The 13,689-nt window shown below is 70.7% G+C and carries 1 protein-coding gene; it reads left to right on the forward strand.

Going from position 1 to position 13,689, the window contains the following annotated elements:
* Positions 1–4 precede the first annotated feature (4 nt).
* On the forward strand, positions 5–13,689 hold a 13,685-nt coding region (locus ACFXJ5_RS35120), incomplete at its 3' end, for an amino acid adenylation domain-containing protein (RefSeq protein ID WP_384640478.1).

Raw genomic sequence — 13,689 nt, forward strand, 5'->3', positions numbered from 1 at the left:
CGCAGTGACCCAGGTGCGTATCGAAGATGTGTGGCCGCTGACGCCGCTTCAGGAAGGGCTGCTGTTCCACGCCCAGTACGACGAGCAGGCCCGCGACGTCTACGTGGAACAGCTCGTCACCGTTCTGGCCGCACCGCTGGACGCCGGGGTGCTGCGCAGGTCCTGGCAGGCCCTGCTGGACCGGCACGCCAGCCTGCGTGCGAGCTTCCAGCAGCCCGCCGGAATGCAGCAGGTCGTGCAGGTGGTGCTCCACGGGGTGACCCTGCCCTGGCATGAGGTCGACCTCTCCGGGCTGGCCGCTGCGGAGGCCGAGGCGGAGGCCGCGCGGCTCATGGAGGTCGAGCACGAGCGCCGGTTCGATCTGGCGGTTCCGCCGCTGCTGCGGTTGTTGCTGTTGAGGCTGGACGAGTCGCGCTTCCAGCTGGTTCTGACGATGCATCACATATTGATGGACGGCTGGTCGCTGCCGGTTCTGTTCGGTGAGCTGTCGGAGGTGTACGCGGCCGGTGGTGACGTCTCCGTACTGCCGCCGGTGACGCCGTACCGGGAGTATCTGGCCTGGTTGGGCCGTCAGGACAAGGACGCGGCACGCGAAGCCTGGCGCGAAGCCCTGGCCGGGACTGTCGAACCGACGCTGGTGCGTCCGGTCGATCCTGGTACCGACCTGGCCCTGCCCGAGCACGCGACCGTGCGGACCGACGCCCGGCTCACGGAGGCGTTACGCGAGATCGCGCGTGGGCACGGCCTGACGTTGAACACGGTGGTGCAGGGCGTGTGGGGCGTGCTGGTCGGGATGCTGACCGGCCGTAGTGATGTCGTCTTCGGCGCCGTCGTGGCCGGTCGTCCGGCCGATCTGCCCGGAGTCGAGCAGATGCTGGGTCTGTTCATCAACACGGTCCCGGTGCGGGTGCGTCTCGATCCGTACCGTACGGTCGCCGAGCTGCTGACCGACCTTCAGGTCCAGCAGGCCGAACTCTTCGACCACCAGCATCTGGGGCTTGCGGAGATCCAGCGGATCGCGGGTGCGGGCGCGACCTTCGACTCCCTTCTGGTCTACCAGAACTACCCGGTGCCCGCCGAGGGCGATCTCGTGCCGTCCGGCGGACTGCAGATCACCGGATGGGACAGCTCGGACAACGCCCACTACCCGCTCATCCTGGGCGTCGTCCCCGGCGACCGGCTCGAACTGCGCTTCGACTACCGGTCCGATCTGTTCGACGCGGCCACCATCCAGGCGCTCGGGGACCGCATGGTGCGGCTTCTGGAGCAGATCGCCGCCGACCCCGCGCTGCCGGTCGGCCGGCTCGATCTTCTGGACTCCCCTGAGCGGAACACCGTCCTCCTGGAGTGGAACGACACCGCTCAGCCGCTGTCCGCCCGCACTCTGCCCGAGCTGTTCCAGGCCCAGGCCGCACGGACGCCGGACGCCGTCGCGGTGGCCGGCCCGGATGCGACGCTGACGTATGCCGAGCTGGGCGCCCGGGCCGACCGGGTGGCGCGCTGGCTGGCGGACCGGGGCGTGGGCCCGGAGAGCCGGGTCGGCGTGATGATGGACCGCTCGGCCGAGCTGATCGTGGTGCTTCTGGGCGTGGTGAAGGCGGGTGCGGCCTATGTGCCGGTGGACCCGGACTATCCCGCCGAGCGGATCGGCTTCATGCTGGCCGACGCGAAGCCCTCGCTGGTGCTGACCACGACCGCGTACGCGGACCGGGTCGCCGGGGCCGTGAGCTGGGACGACCCGGCGGTTGCCGACGAGGTCGCGGCGCTGGACGGAGCCCACTCGGCTGACGTGTCGCCGGAGGCGCTGGCCTACGTGATGTACACGTCGGGGTCCACCGGTACGCCCAAGGGCGTGGCCGTGACGCACCGGAACGTGGCGAGCTTCGTCGCCGACCGCGTCTGGCGCGACGACGTGGTCGAACGGGTGCTGGTTCAGGCCAACCACGCGTTCGACGCCTCGACCTATGAGATCTGGGTGCCGCTCACGCGCGGCGGCCGGCTGGTCGTCATGCGGTCCGGCGATGTCGACGCCGCCGAACGGGGCCGGCTGATCGCCGAACACGGGGTGACGAACGTCCATGCCACGGCTGGTCTGTTCGGGGTGCTGGCGGAGGAGTCGCCGGAGATCTTCGCGGGTGTGCGTGAGGTGTCCACGGGCGGTGACGTGGTCTCCGCTCCGGCGATCCGGGCGCTGCTGGCCGCACACCCGGAGCTGACCGTCCGCTCGACCTACGGACCGACGGAGACGACCGCCTTCACGACGCAGATCCCGTACGCCGCCGGCGACACCGTGCCGGCGAGTGTCCCCATCGGCGCTCCGATGGACAACGCCCGGACGTACGTGCTCGACGAGTTCCTGCGCCCGGCGGCACCGGGCATGACCGGAGAGCTGTACGTCGCGGGGACCGGCCTCGCCCGAGGCTACGACGGCCGGGCCGGCCTGACGTCGGAACGTTTCGTCGCGTGCCCGTTCCCCGGCCCGGGGGAGCGTATGTACCGGACCGGCGACCTGGCGCGCTGGTCGTCCGACGGGCAGCTGATCTTCGCCGGCCGGGCCGACGACCAGGTCAAGATCCGTGGATTCCGGATCGAGCCGGGCGAGATCGAGGCGGTGCTCGCCGTCCACGAGAGCGTCGCCCAGGTCGCGGTGGTCGTCCGCGAGGACCAGCCGGGCGTGAAGCGGCTGGTCGCCTACGTGGTCGCGGAAAGCGCTGCCGCGGTCGTGGACGGCAACGCCCTGCTCGACCATGTCGCGGACAAGCTGCCGGACTACATGGTCCCCGCCGCCGTGGTCATCGTCGAAGCGCTCCCGGTGACCGTCAACGGAAAGCTGGACCGGGCCGCGCTGCCCGCCCCGGACCTCGGCGGCTCGGTAGGGCGCGGGCCCGCGACGCCGCTCGAGGAGGTGCTCTGCGGGCTGTTCGGCGAAGTGCTGGGCCTGGACTGGGTCGGCGCCGAGGACTCGTTCTTCGACCACGGTGGTGACTCGCTGCTCGCGATGCGCCTGATCGCCCGGATCCGGGCGGTGCTGAACGCCGAGGTCACCGTCCGCGAGCTGTTCGGCGCACCGTCCGCCGCCGCGATGGCCCGGCTTGTGACGCACCATCAGGGCGATGTCCGGGCCGGGCTCGTCGCACGGGAACGCCCCGAGGTGCTGCCACTGTCGTACGGTCAGCAGCGGATGTGGTTCCTCAACCGGCTCGAGGAACAGGGATCGGGCGCCGGCTACAACGTGTCCCTGGCCCTGAGACTGACCGGTGAACTGAACCTGCCCGCGCTGGAGGCGGCGCTCGCCGACGTCGCCGACCGGCACGAGTCGCTGCGTACCGTCTACTCGGAGGCCGAGGGCGTTCCCCGGCAGGAGATCCTGCACGGTCCGGCCGGGCATCCGTCCGTACGGGTCCGCGACGTCACCGCCGAGAGCCTGCCCGGCGTGGTGGACCAGGGCATCGCCCGGGGGTTCGACCTGGCGGCGGACCTGCCGTGGCGGATCGATCTGCTGGCCCTGTCGTCCACCGAGCACGCGATGCTGCTGGTCGCGCATCACATCGCGGTCGACGGCTGGTCCATGGGGGTTCTGGCCCGGGACCTGCAGACCGCGTACGCGGCACGGTGCGCGGGATCGGCGGTGGGCTGGTCGCCGCTGCCCGTCCAGTACGCCGACTACGCGCTCTGGCAGCGCGAGGTGCTCGGCGAACTGTCGGACCCGGACAGCCTGATCAGCGCCCAGCTCGGCTACTGGCGGCAGGCACTGGCCGACCTCCCGGAGGAGCTGCCGCTCCCGGCGGACCGGCCCCGGGCCGCCACCTCCTCGTTCCAGGGCGGTTCGCTCCCGGTACGGCTCGGCGCGCACACGCACGCCGAGCTGGTGCATGTGGCACAGCAGGGCTCGGCGACCATGTTCATGGTGGTCCAGGCGGCGCTGGCGATGCTGCTGGCCCGGCTCGGCGCGGGCACCGACATCCCCCTGGGCACCACGGTCGCCGGACGAGGGGACAGCGCCCTCGAGGACCTGGCCGGGTTCTTCGTGAACACCCTGGTCCTGCGTACGAACGCCGGCGGCGACCCCACATTCGCCGAGCTGCTGGCCCGCGTCCGTGAGACCGACCTCGCCGCCTACACCCACCAGGATCTGCCGTTCGAGCGGCTGGTGGAGGAGCTCAATCCGGTGCGCTCGCTGTCCCGGAACCCGCTCTTCCAGATCATGCTGGTCCTGCAGAACATCCCCCGGGCCCGCAGCGGATGGGAGATGCCCGGTCTGCGGGTCGAGCCCATGCCGGTCGGCGAGACGGTCGCGGCCCGCGTCGACCTGACCGTCAGCCTCGCCGAACACCGCGACGACCAGGGAGCTCCCGCCGGTATGGGCGGCGAACTGCAGTACGCGACCGACCTGTTCGACGAGGCCACGGCCGAGGCGCTGGCCGGTCGGCTGGTACGGGTGCTGGAACAGGTGGCCGCCGACCCCCAGTTGCGGATCAGCCGGCTCGACGTACTCGACGGCACGGAAGAGCACGCCGTCATCGACGGCTGGAACGACACCGGCCGGGCGATCCCCGGCACGACGCTGCCGGCGTTGTTCCGGAAGTGGGTCGAAGAGACCCCCAACGCGATCGCCGTCGTCAGCGACGACATCACCCTGACCTACGCGGAGTTGAACGAGCGGGCGAACCGCGTCGCGCACTGGCTGATCGGCCGTGGCGTGGGCCCGGAGGAACGGGTCGGCGTGGTGATGGACCGCTCGGCCGACCTGGTCGCCGTGCTGCTCGGTGTGGTCAAGGCGGGGGCGGCCTACGTGCCGCTCGACGCCGGCCATCCCGTCGAGCGGTTGCGCGCGGTGGCCGAGGAGGCCGGGCTGTCGGTGGTCCTTGCCGACCGTCCGATGGACGAGCTCGGCGCGTTCATGGTGAACGGCCTGCTGGCGCCGGCCGGCGCGGAGGCCCAGCAGGCACGGCAGGACCAGCAGGACCAGCAGGACCAGCAGGACCAGCAGGATCCGCAGGACCTGGCGTCCCCGGAGAACCTCGCGTACGTGATGTACACCTCGGGATCCACCGGTGTCCCGAAGGGCGTCGCGGTGACCCACGCCAATGTGGTCGCCTTCGTCCTGGACCGCTCCTGGCGTGACGAGGTGGCCGAGCGGGTGCTCCTGCAGGCCAACCACGCCTTCGACGCCTCGACGTACGAGCTGTGGGTCCCCCTGGTGCGGGGCGGCAGCCTCGTCGTCCTGCGTCCGGGTGACGTCACCCTCGCCGAGCGCGGGCGGTTGATCGCCGAGCACGGGGTGACGAACGTGCACGCGACAGCCGGTCTGTTCCGGGTGCTCGCGGAGGAGTCACCGGAGGCCTTCGCGGGTGTGCGCGAGGTGTCGACCGGCGGCGACCTGGTGTCGGCGTCGGCGATCGCAGCGTTGCTGGAGGCACATCCGGGGCTCGTGGTCCGTACGACCTATGGGCCGACCGAGACGACGGCCTTCACCACACAGATCTCCTACACCGCCGGTGACACGGTCCCGGCGAGCGTGCCGATCGGGCACCCGATGGACAACAGCCGGGTGTTCGTGCTGGACGAGTTCCTGCGTCCGCTGCCGCCCGGCGTGGTCGGGGAGTTGTACGTCGCCGGTGCCGGGCTCGCCCGTGGCTATGCGGGCCGGGCGGGGCTGACGGCGGAGCGGTTCGTGGCATGCCCGTTCGGTGGCTCCGGGGAGCGGATGTACCGGACGGGTGACCTGGCGCGTTGGTCGAAGGACGGGCAGTTGCTGTTCGCGGGCCGTGCGGATGATCAGGTGAAGATCCGTGGTTTCCGGATCGAGCCCGGTGAGGTCGAGTCGGTGTTGGCCGCGCACGAGAGCGTGGGTCAGGTCGCGGTGGTGGTCCGGGAGGATCAGCCGGGGACCAAGCGGCTGGTGGCGTATGTCGTCCCGGCTGAGCAGGAGGTCGACGGGGAGGTTCTGCGGGAGTTCGCGGCGGACAAGCTCCCGGACTACATGGTTCCTTCGGCCGTGGTTGTGCTGGAGTCCCTGCCCGTCACCGTCAACGGGAAGCTTGACCGGGCCGCGCTGCCCGCACCGGAACTGGGCGACGTGGTGAGCCGGGGTCCGGCGACACCACTGGAAGAAGCGCTGTGCGGCCTGTTCGGCCGGCTGCTCGGCCTGGAACGGGTGGGCGCGGAGGACTCCTTCTTCGACCTCGGCGGCGACTCGCTGCTCGCGATGCGCCTGATCGCGCAGATCCGCTCGGCCCTCGACGCGGAGATCAGCATCTCCGCGCTGTTCGGTGCGCCGTCGGTGGCCGGGTTGGCCCGGCTGGTGGAGAGCGGCCAGGGGGGTCGGGTCCGGGCTGGTGTGGTGGTGGCGGCGCGGCCTGAGGTGTTGCCGTTGTCGTTCGGTCAGCAGCGGATGTGGTTCCTGAACCGGATGGAGGAGGCCGGGGCGGGTGCGGGTTACAACGTGCCGTTGGCGCTGCGGCTGTCGGGTGAGCTGAATGTGGTGGCGCTGGAGGCGGCTCTCCATGATGTGGCGGACCGGCATGAGACGCTGCGTACGACGTTTCCCGCGACCGGGGGCGTTCCCCGGCAACAGGTCCTGGACGGCGCCGCCGGCCGGACCGCCCTGCGGATCCGCGAGATCGCACACGACGATCTCCCCGCCACTCTGGCCGAGGTGGCGCGCAGGATCTTCGATCTGACGTGCGATCTGCCGTGGCGGACCGAGTTGCTGGTCCTGTCGGAGACCGAACACGTACTGGTGCTGGTGGCGCATCACATCGCGGTCGACGGCTGGTCGATGGGCGTCCTGGCGCGGGACGTACAGGATGCTTTCAGAGCCCGTCTCCAGGGCGCGGAGGTCGGCTGGTCGCCGTTGGCCGTGCAGTACGCCGACTACGCGCTCTGGCAGCGCGAGGTGCTCGGCGAGCTGTCAGACCCGGACAGCCTGGTCAGCGCCCAGGTCGGCTACTGGCGCGAGGCACTGGCCGGGCTGCCCGAAGAGCTCGTCCTGCCGATGGACCGCACGCGGCCCGCGGTGTCCTCGTTCGTCGGCGGGCAGGTCCCGGTCGACGTCGGCGCCGACGCGCACGCCGGACTGGTGGAAGCCGCCCAGCAGGGTTCGGCGACGATGTTCATGGTGGTCCAGGCGGCGCTGGCGATGCTGCTGGCCCGGCTCGGCGCGGGCACCGACATCCCGGTGGGTACCGCTATTGCGGGCCGTCCTGACAGCGCCCTGGAGGACCTGGCCGGGTTCTTCATCAACACCCTGGTGCTGCGAACCGACGTCAGCGGCGACCCGACGTTCGCGGAACTGCTGGCCCGGGTCCGGGAGACCGACCTGTCGGCCTACGCCCACCAGGACGTCCCGTTCGAGCGTCTCGTGGAAGACCTCAACCCCGCCCGCTCGCTGTCCCGGCACCCGCTGTTCCAGATCATGCTGGCGGTGCAGAACGACGCCCAGACGGAAGCCCCGTGGGAGCTCCCCGGTTTGCGCGTGCGGCCGATGCCGGCGGACGAGACGGTCGTGAGCCGCTTCGACCTGTCCGTCGGGTTGAACGAACTCCGCGACGAACTGGGCGTCCCCGCAGGTCTCCGCGGCACCATCCAGTACGCCGCCGACCTGTTCGACCAGCACACCGTCAACGCCCTGGCAGACCGTCTCCGGCAGGTCCTGGAGCAGGTGGCCGCAGACCCGCAGGTTCGGGTCTCCCGGCTCGACGTGCTGGATGCCGTTGAGGAGCGACAGGTCGTGGAGGGGTGGAATGACACCGACCGGCCGCTTCCCGTGCGGACACTGCCGGGGTTGTTCGGTGCTCAGGTGGTGCGGACTCCGGGTGCGGTGGCGGTGGTGGGTGGTGATGTGGCGCTGACGTATGCGGAGTTGGCTGGGCGCTCGGACCGGGTGGCGCATGCGCTGGTGGGTCTGGGTGTGGGTGTGGAGTGCCGCGTCGGTGTCGTGATGGAGCGGTCGGTTGATCTGGTCGCGGTGTTGCTGGGTGTGGTGAAGGCCGGTGCGGTGTATGTGCCGTTGGATGCCGATCATCCGGTGGAGCGGCTGCGTGCGGTGGTGGATGAGGCCGGGGTTTCACTGGTGCTCGCCGACCGTGAGCTCGAGGGTGTTGCGACGACCGCTGTGGCCGACCTGTTCGAAGCCGAAGCGGCCGGGCCGTTGGCCGACCTCTCCGACCTCTCTCCGGACAGCCTCGCGTACGTGATGTACACGTCGGGGTCGAGCGGTACGCCCAAGGGCGTGGCGGTGACGCATGGCAACATTGCGAGTTTTGTCGCGGACCGTAGTTGGCGTGATGACGTGGTCGAGCGGGTGTTGTTCCAGGCGAACCATGCTTTCGACGCGTCGACGTATGAGCTGTGGGTGCCGCTGACGCGTGGTGGTCGGCTGGTCGTGTTGCCGTCGGGTGATGTCGACGCGGCCGGACGCGGTCGGTTGATTGCCGAGCACGGGATCACCAATGTGCACGCCACGGCTGGGCTGTTCCGGGTGCTGGCGGAGGAGTCCCCGGAAATTTTTGCGGGTGTGCGTGAGGTGTCGACCGGTGGTGACGTGGTCTCGGCTTCGGCGATCCGGGCGTTGCTGGACGCCCACCCGGATCTGGTCGTCCGTACGACGTACGGTCCGACCGAGACGACGGCGTTCACGACGCAGATCCCGTACGCCGCTGGTGACGTCGTTCCGGCGAGTGTGCCGATCGGGTCGCCGATGGACAACGCGCGGACGTACGTACTGGATGAGTTCCTGCGTCCGGTGGCGCCGGGTGTGATCGGGGAGTTGTATGTCGCGGGATCGGGGCTTGCGCGGGGTTATGACGGCAGGCCTGGTCTGACGGCGGAGCGTTTCGTGGCCTGCCCGTACGGGGGCCGGATGTATCGGACCGGGGACTTGGCGCGTTGGTCGGAGGACGGTCAGCTGTTCTTCGCCGGGCGGGCTGACGATCAGGTGAAGATCCGTGGTTTCCGGATCGAGCCGGGTGAGGTCGAGTCGGTGTTGGCCGCGCACGAGAGTGTGGGTCAGGTCGCGGTGATCGTCCGTGAGGACCAGCCGGGGACCAAGCGGCTGGTCGCCTACGTCGTCCCGGCTGACGGCGTCCTCGACGCGGAGCTGCTGCGGGAGCATGTCGCGGGCAAGCTGCCGGAGTACCTGGTTCCGGCCGCCGTGGTCGCGCTCGGGTCCCTGCCGGTGACGGTGAACGGGAAGCTGGATCGGGCGGCGCTGCCCGCCCCCGAGTTCGGCGGCGGCGAGGGGCGGGCTCCGGCGACGCCGGTGGAGGAGGCGCTGGGCGCGCTGTTCGGCGAGGTGCTCGGGCTGGAGGGGGTGAGCGCTGACGGCTCGTTCTTCGAGTTGGGGGGTGACTCGCTCCTTGCCATGCGCCTGATCGCCAAGATCAGGTCCGAGCTGAACGCCGAGGTCAGTATCCGGGAGCTGTTCGGTGCGCCGACCGTCGCCGGAATGGCCCGGCTGGTGGAGAACGACAAGGGCGTCGTCAGGGCCGGGATCGTCGTGCGGGAGCGGCCCGAGGTGCTGCCGCTGTCGTTCGGTCAGCAGCGGATGTGGTTCCTCAACCGGCTCGAAGAGGCCGGTGTCGGCGCCGCCTACAACGTGTCCCTGTCCGTGCTGCTGACCGGTGAGCTGGACGTCGTGGCTTTCGAAGCGGCGCTCGGCGACGTCGCCGACCGGCAGGAGACGCTCCGTACGGTCTTCACGGAGACCGGCGGCGTGCCCCAGCAGCGCATCCTGGACGGCCCGGGGTCCCGTCCGGCCGTGAGGCTCCGCGAGGTGACCCGCGCCGAGCTGCCGCGCCTGATGGCCGCCGCCGGTGACGAGGGGTTCGACCTGTCCGCCGACCTTCCGTGGCGCGTCGAGCTCCTGGCGCTCTCGCCCTCCGAACACGTGCTGGTTCTGGTGGCGCATCACATCGCGGTGGACGGCTGGTCCATGGGCGTCCTCGCCCGCGACCTGTGGGCCGCCTACAAGGCCCGCCACGCGGGAGAGGCCCCGGGCTGGACGCCGCTACCGGTGCAGTACGCCGACTACGCACTCTGGCAGCGCGAGGTCCTCGGCGACCCGGACGACCCCGACAGCCTGATCAGCGGTCAGCTCGGCTACTGGCGTAACGCCCTGGCGGACCTCACCGAGGAACTCGCGCTCCCGGTGGACCGGGCGCGGCCCGCGGTCTCCTCCTTCCGGGGCCGGTCGGTCCGGCTCCAGGTGGACGCCGGAGCGCATGCCGGGCTGGTGGACCTTGCCGAGCGGAGTTCGGCCACCATGTTCATGGTCGTCCAGGCGGCACTGGCCCTGCTGCTGAGCCGGCTCGGCGCGGGCGCCGACATACCCATCGGCACCGCGATCGCCGGCCGCGGCGACAGCTCGCTCGACGAGCTGGCCGGCTTCTTCATCAACACCCTTGTCCTGCGCACCGACACGGGTGGCGACCCGACGTTCGCCGAGCTTCTCGCCCGGGTACGGGAGACGGACCTGTCCGCCTACGCTCACCAGGACGTGCCGTTCGAGCGGCTGGTGGAGGAGCTCAATCCGGTGCGCTCGCTGTCCCGGCACCCGCTGTTCCAGATCATGCTGGTCCTGCAGAACCTCCCCCGGACCCAGACGGAGACCCCGTGGGACGTACCGGGCCTGAGCATCGAGCCGATGCCCGTCGACGAGAACGTGGCCGCCAGGTTCGACCTGTCGGTCAACCTCTCCGAACAACGCGACGAGCAGGGAACCCCCGCCGGGATCCTCGGCAGCCTTCAGTACGCGACCGACCTGTTCGACGAGCCGACCGTCGTGGCCCTGGCGGTCCGGCTGGCCCGCGTCCTGGACCAGGTTGCGGCGGACCCGGAGGTTCGGATCAGCCACGTCGACGTACTCGACGAGACCGAGCGGCAGACGGTGCTGGCGGCATGGAACGACTCCGCCCGGCCGGTGGCCGCCGCGACCCTGCCGGAGCTGTTTGAGGCACAGGTCGCGCGGACCCCCGGCGAGCCGGCCGTGATCGGCGAGCGGTCCTACGACTACGCGGAGCTGGAGCAGCGTGCCAACCGTGTGGCGCACTGGCTGATCGGCCGGGGCATAGGCCCGGAGGACCGGATCGGCGTGCTGATGGAGCGCTCGGCCGACCTGGTCGTGGTCCTGCTCGGCGTGCTGAAGGCCGGGGCGGCCTACATCCCGGTGGACCCGAACTACCCGTCCGAGCGCATCCGGTTCGTGCTCACCGACGCCGCGCCCGCCCTGGTGCTGTGCACGAGCGGGACCGAGGGGCTGCTCGCCGACGGGGTCGAGCGGGTGGTGTGGGACGACCCCGCGACGGTGGTGGAGATCGCGGATCGTCCGGTGAGCGCGCCGGTGGTTTCGCTGCGCCCTGAGAACCCGGCCTACGTGATCTACACGTCCGGGTCGACCGGTACGCCCAAGGGCGTGGTCGTCACCCACGCGGGTCTCGCCAGCCTGTCCGGCTGCCAGATCGAACGGTTCGGGGTGGGTCCGGGGTCGCGGGTGCTGCAGTTCGCGGCCCTGGGCTTCGACGCCTCGGTGTGGGAACTGGTGATGGCGCTGACGTCCGGGGCCGCCCTTGTCACGGCACCCGCGGACCGGATGCCGCCCTACCGGCCACTGGAGGAAGTCCTCGGCGACTACGAGGTCACGCACGTGACACTGCCGCCGTCGGTGCTGGCCAGTGCCGGACACCTGCCCGCGTCCGTCCGGACCGTCGTCGTGGCGGGCGAGGCCTGCCCGCCGTCCCTGGTGGACGAATGGTCGGAACGGCTGAACCTGGTCAACGCCTACGGGCCGACCGAGACGACGATCTGCGCGACGATGACCGGCGCGCTGACGCCCGAGCCGGGCCGGACCACCGTGCCGATCGGCGGCCCGGTATGGAACAGCAGGGTGTTCGTGCTCGACGAGTTCCTTCGCCCGGTCGCACCGGGAGTCACGGGTGACCTGTACGTCGCCGGTGCCGGGCTCGCCCGTGGCTACGCGGGTCGGGCGGGGCTGACGGGCGAGCGGTTCGTGCCGTGCCCGTTCGGTGGCTCCGGGGAGCGGATGTACCGGACGGGTGACCTGGCGCGCTGGTCGAGGGACGGGCAACTGGCCTTCGCCGGCCGGGCCGACGATCAGGTGAAGATCCGTGGGTTCCGGATCGAACCCGGTGAGGTCGAGACGGTGCTTGCCGGCCACGAGAGCGTCGGCCAGGTCGCGGTGGTGGCCCGTGAGGATCAACCGGGCGTGAAGCGGCTGGTCGCCTACGTGGTCCCGGCCGGTGAGGAGTTCGGCGCAGAGGCGCTGGACGCCCTGGACGCGCTGCGGGAGTTCGCGGCGGACAAGCTCCCGGACTACATGGTTCCTTCGGCCGTGGTTGTGCTGGAGTCCCTGCCCGTCACCGTCAACGGGAAGCTTGACCGGGCCGCGCTGCCCGCACCGGAACTCGGTGGCGGCAAGGGCCGCGCGCCGGCGACGCTGGTGGAAGAGGCGCTGTGCGGGCTCTTCGCCGAGGTGCTGGGCCTGGAGCGGGTGAGCGCCGACGGTTCGTTCTTCGAGCTCGGTGGTGACTCGTTGCTCGCGATGCGGGTGATCGCCCAGATCCGGTCCGAGCTGGACGTCGAGATCAACATCCGGGAACTGTTCGGTGCGCCGACGGTAGCTGGGTTGGCCCGGTTGGTGGAGAGCGGTCAGGGCGGTCGGGTCCGTGCTGGTGTGGTGGTGCGGGAGCGGCCTGAGGTGTTGCCGTTGTCGTTCGGTCAGCAGCGGATGTGGTTCCTGAACCGGATGGAGGAGGCCGGGGCGGGTGCGGGTTACAACGTGCCGTTGGCGCTGCGGCTGTCGGGTGAGCTGAATGTGGTGGCGCTGGAGGCGGCTCTGCATGATGTGGCAGACCGGCACGAGACGCTGCGTACGACGTTTCCCGCGACCGGGGGCGTTCCCCGGCAGCAGGTCCTGGACGGCGCCGCCGGCCGGACCGCCCTCCACGTCCGGCACGTCACCCCGGCGGACCTGCCCTCGGCCTTGGCCGAGGTGGCGGGCCGGAGCTTTGACCTGACGCGCGATCTGCCGTGGCGGACCGAGCTGCTGGTCCTGTCGGAGACCGAACACGTACTGGTGCTGGTGGCACATCACATCGCGGTCGACGGCTGGTCGATGGGCGTCCTGGCCCGAGACCTGCGCGTCGCTTACGAGGCCCGCCTGCACGGCGCGGAGGTCGGCTGGTCGCCGTTGCCGGTGCAGTACGCCGACTACGCGCTCTGGCAGCGCGAGGAACTCGGCGAACTGGACGACCCGGACAGCCTGGTCAGCGCCCAGGTCGGCTACTGGCGCGAAGCACTGGCCGGGCTGCCCGAGGAACTGCTCCTCCCGGTGGACCGGACGAGGCCCGCGGTCTCGTCGTACCGAGGTGCCTCGGTCCGGGTGGAGATCGAGCCCGCCGCCCACGCCGGGCTGGTCGAGGCGGCCCAGCAGGGTTCGGCGACGATGTTCATGGTGGTTCACGCGGCGCTGGCGATGTTGCTGGCCCGGCTCGGCGCGGGCACCGACATCCCGGTGGGTACCGCTATTGCGGGCCGTCCTGACAGCGCCCTGGAGGACCTGGCCGGGTTCTTCATCAACACTCTGGTGTTGCGGACGGATGTCAGTGGTGACCCGACGTTTGCGGAGTTGCTGGCCCGGGTCCGGGAGACCGATCTGTCGGCCTACGCCCA

This window comes from Streptomyces sp. NPDC059373 (genome assembly GCF_042751495.1).
GTDB lineage: Bacteria > Actinomycetota > Actinomycetes > Streptomycetales > Streptomycetaceae > Actinacidiphila.